The organism is Pseudomonas sp. Irchel s3f7 (assembly GCF_900187615.1).
Taxonomy (GTDB): Bacteria; Pseudomonadota; Gammaproteobacteria; order Pseudomonadales; family Pseudomonadaceae; genus Aquipseudomonas.
Genome location: NZ_FYDO01000020.1, coordinates 1 through 17,577, shown reverse-complemented (window position 1 = coordinate 17,577; position 17,577 = coordinate 1). Strand labels below are relative to the sequence as shown.

Annotated in this window: 8 protein-coding genes, 1 rRNA gene and 2 pseudogenes; 4 read left to right on the top strand and 7 right to left on the bottom strand. The window is 61.7% G+C overall.

Features of this window, described 5'->3' with window-relative positions:
• Positions 1-6: 6 nt before the first annotated feature.
• The 4 genes from CKW19_RS18020 to CKW19_RS18005 all read right to left on the bottom strand — a co-directional run bounded on the left by CKW19_RS18020 (position 7) and on the right by CKW19_RS18005 (position 12,575).
• Positions 7-1,065, bottom strand: a complete 1,059-nt coding sequence (locus CKW19_RS18020) for a TauD/TfdA family dioxygenase (protein ID WP_095059063.1) — start codon at positions 1,063-1,065, stop codon at positions 7-9.
• 53 nt (positions 1,066-1,118) lie between these two features.
• A complete protein-coding gene (locus CKW19_RS18015) occupies positions 1,119-10,355 on the bottom strand; it encodes a non-ribosomal peptide synthetase (RefSeq protein WP_095059062.1) in 9,237 nt (3,078 codons plus the stop codon).
• A gap of 228 nt (positions 10,356-10,583) precedes the next feature.
• Positions 10,584-11,318, bottom strand: coding sequence for a thioesterase II family protein (locus CKW19_RS18010; protein WP_095059061.1), 735 nt, complete (start codon positions 11,316-11,318; stop codon positions 10,584-10,586).
• Positions 11,319-11,402: 84 nt separating this feature from the next.
• Positions 11,403-12,575, bottom strand: coding sequence for an MFS transporter (locus CKW19_RS18005; RefSeq protein WP_095059060.1), 1,173 nt, complete (start codon positions 12,573-12,575; stop codon positions 11,403-11,405).
• Positions 12,576-12,821: 246 nt separating this feature from the next.
• Here CKW19_RS18005 and CKW19_RS18000 point away from each other — a divergent pair.
• Together CKW19_RS18000 and CKW19_RS17995 are read left to right on the top strand one after the other, a co-directional pair.
• Positions 12,822-13,432: pseudogene (locus CKW19_RS18000) on the top strand (trehalase-like domain-containing protein); the annotation flags it as partial.
• A gap of 445 nt (positions 13,433-13,877) precedes the next feature.
• The gene (locus CKW19_RS17995; protein WP_095059059.1) at positions 13,878-14,267 is read left to right on the top strand and encodes a hypothetical protein; all 390 of its coding nucleotides are present in this window, start codon (positions 13,878-13,880) and stop codon (positions 14,265-14,267) included.
• Here CKW19_RS17995 and CKW19_RS17990 read toward each other — a convergent pair.
• The gene (locus CKW19_RS17990) at positions 14,243-15,250 is read right to left on the bottom strand and encodes a GlxA family transcriptional regulator (RefSeq protein WP_095059058.1); all 1,008 of its coding nucleotides are present in this window, start codon (positions 15,248-15,250) and stop codon (positions 14,243-14,245) included. The two genes, CKW19_RS17995 and CKW19_RS17990, sit on opposite strands and share 25 nt — an antisense overlap.
• A gap of 88 nt (positions 15,251-15,338) precedes the next feature.
• Here CKW19_RS17990 and inhA point away from each other — a divergent pair, with 88 nt between their 5' ends.
• Positions 15,339-16,025 carry an isonitrile hydratase gene (gene inhA / locus CKW19_RS17985; protein ID WP_095059057.1) on the top strand — a complete coding sequence of 229 codons (687 nt, stop codon included), beginning with the start codon at positions 15,339-15,341 and terminating at the stop codon, positions 16,023-16,025.
• Between the two features lie 321 nt (positions 16,026-16,346).
• Here inhA and CKW19_RS17980 read toward each other — a convergent pair whose 3' ends face one another.
• Positions 16,347-16,835, bottom strand: coding sequence for an SRPBCC family protein (locus CKW19_RS17980; protein ID WP_095059056.1), 489 nt, complete (start codon positions 16,833-16,835; stop codon positions 16,347-16,349).
• Positions 16,836-17,073: 238 nt separating this feature from the next.
• Here CKW19_RS17980 and CKW19_RS17975 point away from each other — a divergent pair.
• Positions 17,074-17,329: pseudogene (locus CKW19_RS17975) on the top strand (lysozyme inhibitor LprI family protein).
• A gap of 151 nt (positions 17,330-17,480) precedes the next feature.
• Here the strand turns inward: CKW19_RS17975 and rrf are convergent.
• Positions 17,481-17,577: ribosomal RNA gene (gene rrf, locus CKW19_RS17970) — 5S ribosomal RNA — on the bottom strand; the annotation flags it as partial.

The window sequence follows — 17,577 nt, the reverse complement described above, 5'->3', positions numbered from 1 at the left end:
GTGTCCTTATTCCTGATCCAGGTCGGCGCTTTTCTGCGCGATGGCCATGGCCGTGAGGATTTTTCTGTAGCCGGTGAATTCGTTGCGCGCATGCACGCTGAGGATGTTGTCGAGCAGGACCACGTCGCCCTTCTCCCAGGCGAACTCGACCATCACGTCGCGGTAGATGCCTTGCAGGTGACGGATCACGTCCTCGGGAATCGGCGTGCCGTCACCGAAAAAGGTGTTCTGTGGCAAGTCCTGCGGGCCGAACTCGCGCAGCAGGTTGTCGCGGATGCTGTCGGGCAGGGTCAGCGCGTTAAAGAAGGTGCCGTGGTTGAACCAGATGCGTTCGCCGGTCAGCGGGTGGCGCACGATGGCCGGGCCGTTTTGCCGGGTGCGCAGGCGATTGCCGGACTTCCATTCGGCCTGGATACCGATCTTCGCGCAGTAGGCTTCGACGTCTGCGCGGTCCTCGCTCTGGAACACGGTCTGCCACGGCAGGCCCATGCCGTCGCCATAGTTGCGCACGTACTGGATGCGTTTGCGCTGGAATTCCTCGCGCACTGCCGGGTCGATCCGCGCCAAAATCTGACGGGTATCACCGAACGGCGTTTCACCGCCGGTGGTCGACGGGGTGTCGCAGTAGAAGTACAGATGACGCGGGAACACCGGCGAATACGAGTGCTCGTTGTGCGGGAAGATTTTCTCCGGCGCCGGGTAATCGGTGGAGCTGTAGATCTTGAACTGACCGGTGATCTGGGTTCGTGGCGAGGCGCGGAACAGGTACTCCAGCGCGCCACCGGAAATCGCATCGACGCAACGGTTGAACTCGGCGATGTCGGCGACCTGGAAGCCGCGGAACAAAATCACCGCGTGTTCCAGCAAGCGGGTTTCGATCAGGGCGCGATTCTGGATCGCCCATTCCACGAGACTCACGCCAGGTACGGCCGGACGGCACACCAGCGGCATGCTGACGCCCTCGAACATCGGCGCGAAACTCACCAGTTGCGTCGGATCGGTGGACAGGCTCTTGCGGGCACCACGACCCAATTTGGCAATGGACCTGGTCGTTGAAACGCTCATAAACCCCTCCAGAAAATGTTGACGACGGTGCAGGTTGAGCACCGTCGACTGAATCAGTCCGCCGCCGATTGCGCGGTCGGCGCGCCGCGGTTCGCCGAGCGTCGCTTGATCGCCATGGCGCCGCCGAGCAAGGCCTTGCGTTGTTCACTCAGGCGCGTTTCGGCGCGGCGCTGCACGTCCGTGGCCACCTCCAGCAATTGGCCCACGCTCAACTCGTCGACGCGCAACAGCGCTTGCAGCACGGCCTGAATCTGCTCGAACAGACATTCCAGCGTGCTCGGCAAGTACTGGCCGGCCGGTGTCTCGAAACTCAGGTGAACGTGCTCGGCGTCGTTGTAGAACGCGGCGACCATGCCGATCTCGGCGGCTTGACGCCCCGACGCAAAGTCCTCGACCTGCAAGCCTTGCATCGACGGCAGGCGACCGACGCCTTCCTGGTAAATCAGCTTGATGTCGAACAGCGGCGAGCGTCCGGCCCGACGCGGCAAGCGCAAGGCTTCCACCAGTCGCTCGAACGGCAGGTCTTGATGGTCCGAAGCCTCCAGCACCGCGCGACGGCACGCGTCCAGCAACTGCCTGGCCGACTGCTCGACCTCCACGTCAATTTGCAGAACTAATTGGTTAACGAAGAAGCCGACCATTTCTTCAAGCTCGGCTTGATTTCGGTTGGCGATATCGGTGCCGATGCGCACGCGATTGACCTCGGTGCGCTGGCGCAACACCAGGGTGAAACCGGCCAACAGCAGCATGAACAGCGACAGATCGTGCTGTTGGGCGAAGTCGCGCAGTTGCTGGCTCAGTTCTGCGCTGAAGGTGAAATGCGCATTGGCGCCTTCCGCGGCCGTGCGTTGATCGCCGTCAGCCGGGAGCTCCAGCACGGGCAGTGGCTCACCGAGCCGCTGCTGCCAGTAATCGAGCTGGCGTTGCAGTTCCCCGCCCTGCTCCAGCCACTGACGCTGCCATTTGGCGAAGTCGGCGTATTGCACGCTGTGGGCTGGAAGTTGAGGCGTTTCGCCACGGTTGAGGCTCGGGTACAGCGTCACGAACTCGTTGATCAGGATGCGGAACGACCAGTCATCGGCAACGATGTGGTGCACGGTCAACAGCAGCACGTGTTCCTGATCCGCGACCCGCAGCACGCGGACTCGCAGCAGCGGACCGTGGCGCAGATCGAATGGCCGGGCGACGTCTTCGCGGGCCAACTGCTGGGCCTCATTATCCGGCGATGGCAAATGCCGCAGGTCGATGGCATCAAAACTCAACGGCAATTGCCCCTGCACGCGCTGCCAAGCCTGGCCGTCCTCCTCGTAGAAAGTGGTGCGCAGCACGGCATGACGCTGCACCAGAATGTCGAAGGTCTGGCGCAAGGCTTCAAGTTTCAGTTCACCGCGCAGGCGCAACGCACCGGGCATGTTGTACATCGAACTGTCCGGTTCCAGGTTCCACAGGAACCACAAGCGCTGCTGAGCGAAGGACAACGGCTGCCGCTCGCCGCCAGTGTCCGCCACCAGCGCCGGGCGCTCGCAGATGCGTTGCAGGGTTTGCACCTGCGCGGCGAAATCCTCAAGGCGCGGGTGTTCGAACAGGCTACGCAGGCTCACCGACAGGCCGAGGCGCTGACGTATCTGCGAGACGATCTGCGTGGCCAGCAACGAATGCCCGCCCAGTTCGAAGAAGCTGTTTTCGCGATCGACCCGTGGGATCTGCAGCACCTGTTGCCAGATCTGCGCCAGCTGGTTTTCCAGCTCACCCTGCGGCGCGGTGCCTGTGGCCGCTTCCCAGACGTCCGGCGCCGGTAGCGCCGCACGGTCGAGCTTGCCGTTGCGATTGAGCGGCAGCGCGGCCATCAGGACCAATTGCGCGGGCAGCATGTAATCCGGCAGACGCTCACCCAAGGCGCGGCGAACGGTGTCGGTGAGTTGACGCGAATCTGTGCTCAGCAGTTCGGCATTGGCCGGCACCACGTAGCCGATCAACTGCTTGCCACCCACGGCTTCGTGCACCAGCACCGCCGCTTCGCTGATCATCGGCAAGCCTTGCAGGTGCGCTTCGAGCTCACCCAACTCGACCCGGAAGCCACGGATTTTCACCTGATGGTCGATGCGCCCCAGATACTCCAGCGCGCCGTCTTCGCGATAGCGTGCGAGGTCGCCGCTGCGGTACAGCCGCGCCCCCGGTGTGGTGGAAAACGGATCGGCGATGAAGCGCTCGGCACTCAAGTCCGGGCGCTGGTGATAGCGCTGGGCGAGTCCCGCATCACCGCCAATGCACAACTCGCCGACGCAACCGCTCGGCAGCAGATGACCCTCTGTGTCGATCACATACAACGCACGGCCCGGCAGCGCTTTACCGATGGGCACGCCGATGGGGTTGCGGGTATCGGCCAGGGTGCATTCGTGGATGCTGGAAACCACGGTCGCTTCGGTCGGCCCGTAGGTGTTGAGCAAACGCACATCGCTCAATCCTGCGGCGTGCCACAATTTCAAGCCTTCTAGGGACATGGCTTCGCCGCCGACATGGACCTGACGCAAACGCCCCTTGTCGCGCCGAGGCTGAGCGGCCCACTCCCGGGACAGCAAGAACCAATACGCCGCCGGCAAGTCCGCCACCGTCACGTCATGCTCAATGATCTGGTGATAAAGCATGTCGGTGTCCCACAGTTCATCGCCGCGCATCACCAACGCCGCGCCCACACACAGCGGTGGATAGCACTGCTCGACGAAGCCGTCGAAGCTGAACGTGGCGAATTGCAGCACGCGGTCTTCAGGGGTCAGGCCTGAATAATCCGCCGCAATCACACAGAACTCGCGCAGTGCGGCATGGGCCAGGCACACACCTTTCGGGCGTCCGGTGGAGCCGGAGGTGTAGATCAGGTACGCGAGGTCTTCGGCGCTGGCAAGGTTGTCCGGGTTGTCGGTGGAGTACCCGGCGTCTTCGCTCAAGTCCAGCGTCAGGCGCGGCAAACCTTGCGGCAGCAGTACATCGGCGAGCAGGCCCGATTGCGCCAGCAGCAGGTCGATGCCGCTGTCTTCGATCATGTAGGCCAGGCGCTCGCCCGGGTAATCCGGGTCCAGCGGCACATACCCGGCGCCGGACTTGAGGATCGCCATCAGGCTGACGATCATCCGCGCATTGCGCCGTACCGACAGGCCGACCCGCTGCCCCGGCCCGACACCGTGGGCGCGCAGGCGATGGGCGAGTTGGTTGGCTTGCGCATTGAGTTGGGCGTACGTCAGGCGTTCGTCACCCGCTACCACCGCCAGCGAATCGGGTGTGCATGTCGCTTGCTGCTCGAAACGCTGATGGACCAGCAACGGGCTGTCCAGTCGCGCTGCCGGTGGACGCGAGTTACGCAGTACTCGGTCTTGGGCCTGAGCATCCAGCAGGCTGACAGCACCGAGTGCCTGCTGTGGTTGGGCTACGAACTGCGCCAGCACCTGCAACAGACTCGCGCCCAACTGGCTGATCTGCGCGGCGCTGAACCGGCTGCGGTCGAAACTGAAATCCAGACGCAACGCGGTGCCGACTTCAATACCGAGGGTCAGCGGGTAACTGGTGATTTCGTGATGGTGCAGCGCGCCGAAGGTCAGGCCCGCTGGCGCGCCTTGCTTGAGGACTTCGGCCACCGGGAAGTTTTCGAACACCAGCAGACTGTCGAACAGCGCCCCCTGCTGCCCGGCCCAGCCCTGAATATCGTAGAGCGGCACGTGTTCGAACTCACGCAGGCTCAGGTTCAGGGTTTGCAGTTGATTGAGCCAATCGCCCACCGATTGCGACGCTGACGGATGGGCAATGATCGGCAAGGTGTTGATGAACAATCCCAACTGCTGCTCGATGCCCGGCAACGACGCGGAACGCCCGGCAATCGTCGCGCCGAAGGCCACGCAAGACTGGCCGGTGTAGCGCTGCAACAGAAGCGCCCATGCACCTTGAAGCAAGGTGTTGAGGGTGATTTTCTGCTGGCGGGCGAAATCACTCAGGCGTTGCAGCGCGGCACTTTCAACAGTCAGTTGATGCTCGCCCATACCTCGCCCTTCGACCGGCGCCGGCAAGGCTTGCGCCAACAGCGTCTGGGTTTCCAGCGGCGCCAGTGCCTGTTTCCAGAACTGCTCGGCGGCCGGCAGCGGTTGTTGCGCAATCCAGCCGAGGTAGTCGCGGTATTGTCCCAACGGCTTGGCCAACGTCTGGCCGGCATAGTGCTGGATGACTTCGCCGAGCAATTGCGCGTTGCTCCAGCCGTCCATGAGGATGTGATGACAGGTGTAGATCAGGTGCCAGTCTTCGCGGCCCCGACGCACCAGCATCAAGCGAAACAACGGCGCGCTGCTCAGTTCGAAACCACGGCTGCGCGCTTCAGTTGCCAAAGCATCGAGGTCGATATCGTCTGCTTCGATCACTTGCAGTTGCAGGTCGATCTGGCGATGAATCACCTGATGCGCGCACTCAAGCCCCAGCCAGTGGAAGCTGCTGCGCAGGATGTCGTGGCGATTGATCGCCGCCTGCCACGCCCGGCCGAACGCCGCGATTTCAAGGCCCTGAATATCCAGGCGCAATTGATTGATGTAGGCCTCGGCCTGAGGTTCGTACAGGGTGTGGAACAGCATGCCCTGCTGCATCGGCGTCAGTGGGTAAACGTCCTCGATGGCGGGCGCGGCGACGGGCAAAGCGTCCAGTTGCGCCTGAGTGATTTGCGCCAGCGGGAAGTCCGAAGGCGTGACCTGGCCCGCCGTTGTCGCGCAGCAATGCTCGATCAACGACTTGAGTTCTTCGGCATAGGCATCGGCCAGTTGCTGCACCGTGCTGTCGGCGAACATGTCGCGGCTGAAACCCCATTGCAGCGTGAGTTGTCCGCCATAGACCTGGCCTTCCAGTGTCAGCCAGTTGGTCAGCGGCGCGTCGTCGCCCTGGGCCTGGCCACCGCTCTCCGAGGCCGGGACGAACAGCGCCTCGTCATCGAACTGACGGTCGAACTGCCCGAGGTAATTGAAGGTGATCCTTGGCGCCGATAAGCCTTTCAAGACTTCGATCTGGGCCGGTTCACCGAGATAGCGCAGCAGCCCATAACCCAAACCCTTGGCCGGTACGGCGCGCAGTTGCTCCTTGATCGCCTTGATTGCATCACAAGTCTCAGCCTCGGGTTGCAGGCGCACGGGGAACAAACTGGTGAACCAGCCGACGGTACGCGTCAGGTCGAGGCCGTCGAACAGGTCTTCGCGGCCATGGCCTTCGAGCTGGATCAACGTCGAGTCGTGCCCGCTCCAGCGACAGATGACCCGCGCCAACGCGGTGAGCAACAGGTCGTTGACCTGGGTGCGATAAGCCGCCGGAGCTTGTTGCAGCAAACGTTGGGTCAAGCCTGCGTCGAGTTTCGATTCGATCTTGTGCCCGTGGCGATGCTGCAAACTGCCCTGCGGGTTGTCGCACGGCAAGTCGCGCGCGTCAGCCAGTTGCGCCTGCCAGTACGGCAACTGCTCACTGAGTGTTTGGACGTGCTGTTGCAGGTGCGCGGCCCAGGTTTGATAGGCGCTGGTTTTCGCGGGCAACGCCACTTGCCGATAGGCCTGCTGCAAGTCTTCGAGCAACACCCGCCACGACACGCCATCCACCGCCAGGTGATGGATCGCCAGCAACAGGCGTTGGCTGCCATCGTCGAGGTCGACCAGCAGAGTGCGCAACAGCGGTCCGTCTGCCAGATCGAGGCTGCGTTGCGCGTCATTGCAGAGCCCGGTCAGTTCTTCGGTCGACAACGCACGACGCTGCCACAATCCTGAAGACTCGACCGGTGATGCATGACGCTGGCTCCAGTCGTCAGCACTTTCGATAAAGCGCAGACGCAAGGCGTCATGGTGATTGATGACCTTGACCAGTGCCGCTTCCAGCGCTTGAGGGTTCAACGCCTCTCGCGGCGTCAACAACAGCGACTGATTCCAGTGCTGACGCTGGGCGATGGCCTGATCGAAAAAGTAACGCTGCGCCGGGGTCAGAATCACCTCACCGCTGACCGGGCCTTGATCGACAGCGCTGTGGCTGTCGAATAGCGCGATCAATGCCAGGCTGCGCACCGTCTGGTACTGGAACAGATCACGCGGACTCAGGCGAATTCCGGCCTGACGGGCACGGCTGACCACCTGGATAGAGATGATCGAATCACCGCCCAACTCAAAGAAGTTGTCCTCAAGACCGACACGCTCCAGCCCGAGCACGTCCTGCCAGATCTGCGCCAGCGCGGTTTGCATCGGATCCTGCGGTGCGACGAAGGCTTGCTGCGGCGCGGCTTCCGGTAGCGGCAAGGCCTTGCGGTCGAGCTTGCCGTTGGCGGTCACCGGCAAGGCGTCCAGCGGCATCAGGTAAGTCGGCACCATGTATTCCGGCAAAGAGCTCAATAGCCAGGCCTTGAGGGTTGGCGGCCATTGCGCATCGACGTCGGCGTTTTCCAGCACCAGGTACGCCACCAGATGCTTGCCGCCCTGCACCAGCACCACCGCTTCGCGCACCAGCGGATGCTGCATCAGGCGGGTTTCGATTTCGCCAAGCTCAATACGCAGGCCTCGCAGTTTGACCTGATGGTCGAGGCGACCGAGGTATTCGATTACGCCGTCGGCACGCTGGCGCACGCGGTCGCCGGTGCGGTACAACCGTGCGCCGTCATGGAACGGGCACGGCACGAAACGCTCGGCAGTGAGCGCCGGGCGCCGGTGATAACTGCGCGCCAGCCCGGCGCCGCCGAGGTACAACTCCCCCGCCACGCCCGCCGGGACCGGTAGCAACTGCGCGTCCAGCACATGGGTGCGCAGGTTGGCGATGGGACGGCCGATGGGTACGCTGTCGGCGCCTTCGTCGATGCAGGTCCAATGGGTCACGTCGATGGCGGCCTCGGTCGGGCCATACAGGTTGTACAGCCCGGCGCCCGGCAGTTTGGCGAACACCTGCAACTGTGCGTCGAGCGGCAACGCTTCGCCACTGCAGGCAATACGCTTGAGACTTGAGCACGTCTCGACACCCGGCTCATGGATAAACGCCTGCAACATCGACGGCACAAAATGCAAAGTGCTGATGCCGTAATCCTTGATGATCCGGATCAACCGCGCCGGTTCCCGATGCGCACCCGGCGGTGCCACCACCAGACGTGCGCCCGTCATCAATGGCCAGAAAAACTCCCACACCGAGACGTCAAAACTGAACGGAGTTTTCTGCAACACCGAGTCGCTGTCATCGATCCCGTACGCCTGCTGCATCCAGCACAAACGGTTGACCAGCGCTGCGTGACTGTTACCGGCGCCCTTGGGTTTGCCCGTGGAGCCGGAGGTGTAAATCACATAGGCCAGGTTCAGCGGGTGCACCTCAACCTGCGGGCAGGTTTCGCTGTAGCCGTCGAGCCAGTCCCCTTGCTGGTCGAGGGCAATGACCTTGACGCCCTCGGTCGGCAACGCGGCGAGCAATGCGCTTTGGCTGAGCAGCAAGCCAATCGCGCTGTCTTCGATCATGTAGGTCAGGCGTTCGGCCGGGTACTCCGGGTCGAGCGGTACATAGGCGCCACCGGCCTTGAGAATCGCCAGCAGGCCGATGACCATTTCCAGCGAGCGCTCAACGCAAATCCCCACCAACACATCCGGACCGACACCGTGCTCGCGCAGGCAATGGGCGAGTTGATTGCTGCGTGCATCGAGTTGCGCGTAACTGAGCTGACGCTCACCGAACACCAAGGCTGGCGCCTCGGGTGTGCGCCGGGCCTGGGCCTGGATCAACTGATGCATGCACTGCTCGACAGGATAAACCTCGGCGGTGCGGTTCCAGTCATGCACCAGCACTTGCTGTTCATCCGCCGTCAGCATCGGCAACTCGCCGATTTTTTGCGTCGAGTCGTCGACCATCGCCTGCAACAGACGCGTCCAGTGCCCGGCCATGCGTGCGATGGTGTCGGCCTCGAACAGGTCGCTGGCGTAGGTTAGCGCCGCATGCAGCTTGCCGCCCTTCTCCCAGGTGTCGAGGGTCAGGTCGAACTGGGTGGTGCGGCTTTGCCAGTCGACGCTACTCAGTTCAAGACCGGAAGCGGTGCTCACCGAAGCCATGTCCGCAACGTGCGGCTGATGGTTGTACATCACCTGGAACAGCGGCGTGTGGCTGAGGCTGCGCTCCAGTTTCAATGCCTCGACCAGACGTTCGAACGGCAAGTCCTGATGGGCCTGGGCACCGAGGGCGGTTTCCTTGATGGCGCGCAGCAAGTCGTCGACCCGCGTCTGGCCGTCCAGTTGCGTACGCAGCACTTGGGTGTTGACGAAAAAACCGATCAGCCCTTCGATTTCCGCCCGGTTGCGGTTGGCGATGGGGACGCCGACGCGCAGGTCTGTTTGCCCGGTGTAGCGATGCAGCAGCGCGTTGAACGCGCCGAGCAAGAGCATGAACAGGGTGACGTTGTGTTTCTGCGCGGTAGAGCGCAGGTGTTCGGCCAGTTGTGCGTCGACCGCGAATTCGAAGCGGGTGCCGCGATAACTCGGCATCGCCGGACGCGAGTGATCCAGTGGCAATTCCAGCACCGGATGCTCATCGCCCAACTGCGCCTGCCAGTAGGCCAGTTGCCGCGCCTGCTCGCCCGCCTCCAGCCAGCGACGCTGCCACAGGGCGTAGTCGCTGTACTGGATCGGCAGCGGCGCGAGTTGCGGTTGCGTGCCTGCATCGAACGCGTCATAGCAGCCGATGAATTCGTCGATCAGCACGTTCATCGACCAGCCATCGGAGACGATGTGGTGCAGGGTCAGCAGCAGGACATGTTCCTGCTCGGCGAGCTTGAGCAAGGTCACCCGCAGCAGGGGGCCGACTGCGAGATCGAACGGCAATACCGATTGTTGCTCTGCGCTTTCAGCCACGGCGCGTTCACGGTCAGCGGCGGGCAGTGCACTGAAGTCCACGTGCTCGATTCGCAGCGGCTCAGCGCTCGGGGCTTGCCGCAAGCTGTCATCGGCATCGCGGGCAAACACCGTGCGCAGGGTTTCGTGACGAGCCACCAGGCTGGCGAATGCCTGCTCCAGCGCCGACAGGTTCAGACGCCCGGTCAACCGCACCGCCCCCGGCAGGTTGTAGGCGCCGCTGTGGGGGTCCAGTTGCCAGAGAAACCACATGCGTTGCTGGGCGTAAGACAGTGCCTGACGATCCTCGGCATCGACGCCGGATGGAATCGGAAAGCGGGCGAACTCCACGCCTTCCCTGGCCAATGCCGCGAGGAACATCTGGCGCTTTTCCAGGGGCAACCCGATAAACCGGCGAGCAAGTTTCAAGGAGTCTTCAGCATTCATTTTCAAGGCATCCGGATCAGTGGCGGGAAGCACAAAGGCACGTCGTCCTTATCAAACGAATGCAGACCGGAAAAATTAGCGAATGAAATAGGTGTCAGAAGGGGAGTAAATCGCACCGCTCTTGTAGGAGCTGGCTTGCCAGCGACAGGGTCATGACAGGAGAAATGGTGCCACCTGCAAGACCGCCTTCGCTGGCAAGCCAGCTCCTACAACGGGATTAATCGATCATCAGGCGCTCGCAGCCATGGAGTACCGCCGATGATGCACTTCGAGCTGATCCTTGATCACCCGCAGCACCTTGGCTTCATGTTCATGAATGAAGAAGTGCCCACCGGCCAGCATGTCCACGGAAAAGCTGCCGCGGGTTTCCTGGCTCCAGCCGATCAACTGCTCGGTGGTGGCGCGATCGTTTTTGCCGCCGAGCACATGCACAGGACACTTGAGCAAGGGCCGCTGCACCGGCTCGAATCGCCCGCACAACAGGAAGTCCGCACGCAGCACCGGCAAGGTCAGGCTCATCAGTTCTTCGTTGGCCAGGATCTCTTCGCTGGTGCCGTTGAGGGTGCGCAGTTGCTCGATCAGTTCAGCATCGGTTTTCGGCTCGGCATATTGCCGGTCGTAGTCGGCGCGCAGGGACGGCGCGGCGGTGCCGGACGCGAACAGCGCGACCGGCTCCGGGCAGCCCAGCGAGCGAAACGCATGGGCCATTTCGCAGGCGAGCAACGCGCCCATGCTGTGACCGAACAGTGCGTATGGCGCCTTGAGCGTGGCTTTGATTTCATGGGCCAGTTGCAGCGCCAGGCGCCGCATGTCGGTGTGCAAGGGCTCGCCATACCGCGCGCCCCGCCCCGGCAGTTCCACCGGTTGCAGCTTGATCCACTCCGGCAGCTTGCGCCGCCAACGGCTGTAGACCATGGCACTCGCGCCTGAATAGGGCAGGCACAGCAATGTCAGCTGGGTCACCGGGCTCTTCCTCGAAAGTTGTCTGATTGGTGAACGGATGAGGTATGCCGGGAATTAGTCGTACAGACATTTTCCATGGAAACATCATTTCAGATGGCGATAGCTCGAAATGGCGGAACCCAGCACCACCGCCCCCGCCGCAATCGCCAGCCAGAACCCGCTTCGCGCGCCGAACGCATCCACCAGCCACCCCGAACCGGCGGCGCCAATCGCCACGCCGATGCTCAGCCCGGTGACCAGCCAGGTCAGGCCCTCGGTGAGTTTGGCCGGCGGCACGATTTGTTCGATCAACGCCATCGCTACAATCAGCGTCGGCGCAAAAAACAAGCCGGCGACAAACACCGCCAGGGACAAGCCGAGGATGTTCACCGCCAACAACAACGGCAACGTCGTCACCGCCGTCGCCACCCCGCCGTACAGAAACAGGCGCGGCAGCGGCAACTTGGAACGCAACGCACCGAACGCCAATCCCGCCAGGCACGAGCCGATTGCATACACCGAAAGCACGATGCTCGCCGCCGCAGGTTGGCCCTGCTGCTGCGCGAAAGCCACGCTGACCACGTCCACCACGCCGACGATGATGCCCATGGCCACCATCAACAGCATCAGCAGTTGAATGTCGCGGGAACGAATGATCGAGCCTTGATGATGTTCTTCGTGGGGGTGCACCGGCGGTTCCGTGCTGCGTTGCAAGACGAACGCCGTCACCCCGATGGCCAGCGCCAGTAATGCGGCCAATGGCCCCGCTTCGGGGAACGCCACCACGCACAGACCCACGGACAACGGCGGCCCGACGATGAAGCAGACTTCATCCAGCACCGACTCCAGGGCGTAGGCCGTTTGCAGCTCCGGGCGGCCGCGATACACCTCGGTCCAGCGCGCCCGCACCATCGCCGACATGCTCGGCATACACCCGGCCAACGCGGCGAAGACAAACAGCGTCCAGTTGGGTGCCTGCAACCGCGTGCACAGCAACAGCAGCAACAGCGCCCCGCCACCGAGCAGTGCCGACACCGGCAGAATACGCCCCTGGCCATATCGATCCACCAGCCGCGACACCTGCGGCGCACAAAACGCCGTGGCCAACGCAAAAGTCGCCGCCACCGCACCCGCCAGTCCGTAGCCCCCGTGCAACTGCGAGAGCATGGTGATCAGGCCGATGCCGGTCATCGAGATCGGCATGCGCGCGATCATGCCCGCCAGTACGAATGCGCCACTGCCAGGGGCTTTGAAGAGTTCGCGGTAGGGGTTGGCCATGGGGTACATATCTAATCAGGGGTCTGCAAATTGCCATAACGGCTGACCGGCGGGAAAGCAGCAATTTGTTGGTTGAATGTGAAGGCCCTATCGCGGGCAAGCTCCCACAGGGAGTGCATTCCACTGTAGGAGCGAGCTTGCTCACGATGGGGCCAGAACAGACAACTCACCTCCCTCGCCAAATGAACTCTCATAGCCCCGGACCAGTCAGCTACATAGGCCCCTGGTTGCCGGAGTTTCGCGACAATGGCTGATCACCCCGAACGCCAAAGCCCCATCGACGCCCACGGTATCATCGGGGACATGCGCAGTGCGGCGCTGATCAATGACAAGGGTAGCGTGGACTTTTTCTGCTGGCCGGAATTCGACAGCCCGTCGATCTTCTGCTCGCTGCTGGACAGCCCCGACGCGGGCATTTTCCAATTGTCGCCGGACTTGCCCGACGCCCGTCGCGAACAAATCTACCTGCCCGACACCAACGTGCTGCAAACCCGCTGGCTCAGTGACCGCGCAGTGGTCGAGGTTACCGATCTGCTGCCGATTGGCGATACCGAGGACGACACGCCACTGCTGATGCGACGGATTTGCCTGGTCAGCGGTCGGGCCTGGCCATGAAGCTGCTGACCTCACGCAAACACGGGGCCATTCTCGCCGCCGCGACCTTCGGCCTGCCGGAAACGCCAGGGGGTGAACGCAACTGGGATTATCGCTTCACCTGGATCCGCGACGCCTCGTTCACCGTCTACGCCTTCATGCGCCTGGGCAAGCCGAAGAAGCTCAATATCCTGTATGCCATCGACGGCCGCCAGGAACTGCCGGAGATAGAACTCCCGCATCTCTCCGGCCACGGCGGCGCCGTTCGCCCGCTAGGACCAGCCTCGCCAGGCTATCTACGCCGCGCCGACATCTGGGACAATTTCTGGGATGAACAATGCGGCGTGTTTTCTGGATCGGAAATTGAGTGGGGAAAAGAGTTTTTGGCAGCCGTGAGATCACCCTCATAAACAAGTGAACTCTTGTGGCGAGGGAGCTTGCTCCCGCTCGGCTGCGCAGCAGTCGTAAACCCTGCAATGGCTATATATCTGACAGATCGCACTGTCAGGCTTTTGGGTCGCTTCGCAACCCAGCGGGAGCAAGCTACCTCGCCACAAATTTTGCTCAATCGGCGTCCTACGTCCCTTAAACAAAACCACCGCAAACTCGTCGCAATACCCTGTTGCCAGCCATTAAATCCCCACCTAACATCCAGATCCAACGGGTACAGCGGAGCTGTCCAACACCCCCGGAATTCAAGGAACCAGAATGACCCAACGCATTCATCGCAGCATCGACACTCCCCTTCGAACCGGTCTGAACCGCGAAGCACTCTGGGAAGCCCACGACAAGGGCCTGATCAAATGCTGGGAAGTTGGCCGCCAGCGCGCCGCCCGCTTCCCTGACCTTGCAAAGCAATGCCTCGACGGCGAACTGCCGGTGCTGGGCTGGAAAGGCGGGGTTAGCCGTAGCCTGAAGAAACTCGAAAAGTACGGCTCCCTCAAATACCTCGCCCAATGGCAGGGTTTGCGTGGGGAGGATCTGGACGTTGATCTCAGCGAAGAACGCGCGCTGACCTGCTCACGGACCGCAATGGTGGTGACGTTTACACCGGATCGGACGAAGTACTTCAATCAGCTGGCGGAAACAGAAGCCTGACGAGGACCGGGCTCCGGACCTGGGGCGCTAACAGAAAATCGCTCGCGATAGGCCTGTGGCGTCACGCCCAAGGCCCGCAGGAAACTGCGGCGCAGGGTTTCTTCGCTGCCGAAGCCGCATTGCACCGCGACCCGTTTGATCGGCACGCCGGTGTCGCCGAGCAAACGTCGAGCGGTCTCGACCCGAATCAGTTCGATGGCCCTTGCCGGGGTCTGGCCGGTGTCGGCGCGGTAATGCCGGACGAAGCTGCGTTCGCTCATGCAGGCCTGAAGGGCCAGTGTCGGGATGCCGAGGTCCTTGGTGAGGTTCTCGCTGATCCAGGCATGAAGCTCATCGAACCGGTTGCCTTCTTTTTGCAAGGACAGGGTCACGCTGAATTGCGACTGACCACCCGGACGCTTGAGAAACACCACCAGTTGCCGGGCGACTTCCAAGGCCATGCTCCGCCCGAGGTCCTCTTCCACCATGGCCAACGCCAGATCTATGCCCGCCGTGACGCCGGCCGAGGTCCAGACCGGGCCGTCGTTGATGAATATCGGGTTGGGTTCGACTTGCAATTGCGGGTGCTGCTGCGCCAGTTGCTCACAACGGGTCCAGTGCGTCACGACGCGCCGACCATCGAGCCAGCCGCTGGCCGCCAGCAGGAACGCCCCCGTGCACACCGAAGAAACCCGTCGGCAATCCCGCGCATGCTCGCGTACCCACGCTACCAGCGAAGCATCCTCCGCCGCCGCATAAACGCCCCAGCCTCCGGCAATGACCAAGGTGTCGCTGCCTTGCTCCGGTAACGGTTCAGCCAGCAATGCCAGCCCTGCCGATGACATGACTGCCCCGCCGCCACTGGCGATCACCGACGGCGCATAGGGCGACGGCAATCCTTGCTGGCGGGCAATGTCATTGGCCGAAGCAAATACCTGCAACGGCCCGGTGACGTCGAGCAATTGCACGTTGGCGAAGGCAAGTACGTGAATGGTTTTCGGCATTTGGCGTAATTCGTGGGGAGATTGGCGTATGCGCCAAAGACTACGAGCCTACAGTCAAACCGTCTACCCACTTCACGAGAAAAGCGCCATGACGTTGCAGATCGGTTTTCTGTTGTTTCCACAGGTTCAACAACTGGACCTGACCGGCCCCTACGATGTACTGGCCTCACTACCGGATGTGAAGGTGCATCTGATCTGGAAGGACCTGATGCCCATCAGCGCCAGCACCGGCCTGCTGCTGAAACCGACCACTACGTTCGACGAATGCCCGGCCCTCGATGTGATTTGCGTCCCCGGTGGTAGTGGCGTCGGCCCTTTGATGGAGGACGACGAAACCCTGGCCTTTATCAAGACCCAAGCTGCTAACGCGCGTTACGTCACCTCGGTGTGCACCGGCTCGCTAGTGCTCGGTGCGGCAGGCTTGCTCAAGGGCAAACGCGCCACCACTCACTGGGCGTACCACGAACTGCTGGCGCCCTTAGGGGCCATCCCCGTGCAAGATCGTGTCGTTCGCGACGGCAACCTGCTGACCGGTGGCGGCATCACGGCCGGTATCGACTTTGCCCTGACCCTGGCCGCAGAGCTGTTCGACCAGGCCACCGCCGAGCTGGTGCAGTTGCAACTGGAATACGCCCCGGCACCGCCATTTGCGGCGGGCAGCCCCAAAACAGCGTCGACCAGCGTCCTTGAAGAAGCGCGCCAACGTGCTGCGGGCTCGTTGAAATTGCGCGCCGAGATTACTCAGCGCGCAGCGGCAAAGCTCGACCGTCAGTGAAAAAATGGCTGCGGGATGCAAATGCCCGCAGTCATGACTTTTCACCGCCCACAAAAAAACCCGCCGAAGCGGGTTTTTCCAAGACCATGACGACTCCTTGTCGCGGCATTCCTTGCCTATGGTCGATCATCCATGATCCTGAGCACTTCCTGTGCTTCAGTGGGTGAGGCCAGATTACGCATCGGATCCAATGGGCAACAGGCGACATCACTACCACCGCGTGTAAGACATTCGCTATAAAGCACTTTCCGAAAACCCTTAGATACCTCAGGCATCAAGCCTGGACGCCTTGATTTTCCCGACCTGTAGCGGATAACTGGATCAACCGTCCTCCTGCTGGCGGGCCTTGGCACTGTCGGTCAGAAATTGTTCTATGTTGTTCATCTGCTCCTCCCAACCGCGACTGTCCATGCGGAAGGCCTTTTCCCGTCGAGCCTGGGGAATGTGATCGAAACCGGACTCGGACACTTTGAGCAAGGTGCCGTCATCCATGTCTTCAAGCTCGAACTTCACCAGCGTAGTGGGCTCCTGGGTGTAATCCACTTCCGGATTAACGGCATACGGGTGCCAGCGAAACGAAAACAACCGCTCAGGCTCAACCCGCTCTACCAGAACGTTCCAGCGCAAATGCTCATAACCGGGGTAAGTAATCTGCCCCTGCGTCCACTCACCGGCGACAAAACGCTTGCCCTCCAGCGCCACGCCGAACCACTGCCCGAACACTTCGGCATTGGCCACCACGCGCCAGACCTGCGAACGCTTGGCCTTGAGCAGGATTTTCCTTTCGATGCGATCAGATGCTGGGTTCATAAGTCACCTCCTGTACTTGAACAGTAGGTCAGTAAGACCATAAGACCAACCCTGAAGTTGTACTAATCAGGATACGCGATCAATTCTGTTCGAAATATTCGGCTGCATTTTCGGGCATAAGTTCTGGAAGAGTCGGAGTCTGCTGGCAGAGCAAGCGAATGCCCCTTCGCTACACTGCACCGCAATTTCCCCTGATAACCGCGAGCATCCCCCATGTTCCTCACGCTTTCTACTGGCAATGGTACCGCTGTTGCTGACCTCCCCCGTTTTCGCCGTGGATTGCGGAAACGCCAGTGACCCGTCGACGATGAGTCAGTGCGCGGCGCAACAGCATGCGGCGGCCGACAAGGAGCTGAACGCGCTGTATCAGCAGATCACTTCACGGCTCAAAAGCAACCCGGACAGTCAGAAGGACCCAGTCGCGGGTTCAGACGTTCAAGCAGTACTTGAAGTGTCAGGAGGGTGATATGAGTTGCCCGGTACCGGGGGTTTAGTCATTTGAGGCTGAGCTTGCTCGCGATTGGCGCGGGCGGCACTACGTAGGTAGACGATGACAGCGGGGACCTGTCCGTCATTGCTGTACGAACTTTCCTGCGGACAAAACAAAACCCCAACTGCTTTCGCAATTGGGGTTTCGGAATTTAATCTTGACGATGACCTACTCTCACATGGGGAAACCCCACACTACCATCGGCGATGCATCGTTTCACTGCTGAGTTCGGGATGGGATCAGGTGGTTCCA

Bases quoted from the DNA above. Each gene is read 5' to 3' on its own strand.
- CKW19_RS18020 (WP_095059063.1), bottom strand. From the start codon at position 1,065: ATGAGCGTTTCAACGACCAGGTCCATTGCCAAATTGGGTCGTGGTGCC.
- CKW19_RS18015 (WP_095059062.1), bottom strand. From the start codon at position 10,355: ATGAATGCTGAAGACTCCTTGAAACTTGCTCGCCGGTTTATCGGGTTG.
- CKW19_RS18005 (WP_095059060.1), bottom strand. From the start codon at position 12,575: ATGGCCAACCCCTACCGCGAACTCTTCAAAGCCCCTGGCAGTGGCGCA.
- CKW19_RS17995 (WP_095059059.1), top strand. From the start codon at position 13,878: ATGACCCAACGCATTCATCGCAGCATCGACACTCCCCTTCGAACCGGT.
- CKW19_RS17990 (WP_095059058.1), bottom strand. From the start codon at position 15,250: ATGCCGAAAACCATTCACGTACTTGCCTTCGCCAACGTGCAATTGCTC.
- inhA (WP_095059057.1), top strand. From the start codon at position 15,339: ATGACGTTGCAGATCGGTTTTCTGTTGTTTCCACAGGTTCAACAACTG.
- CKW19_RS17980 (WP_095059056.1), bottom strand. From the start codon at position 16,835: ATGAACCCAGCATCTGATCGCATCGAAAGGAAAATCCTGCTCAAGGCC.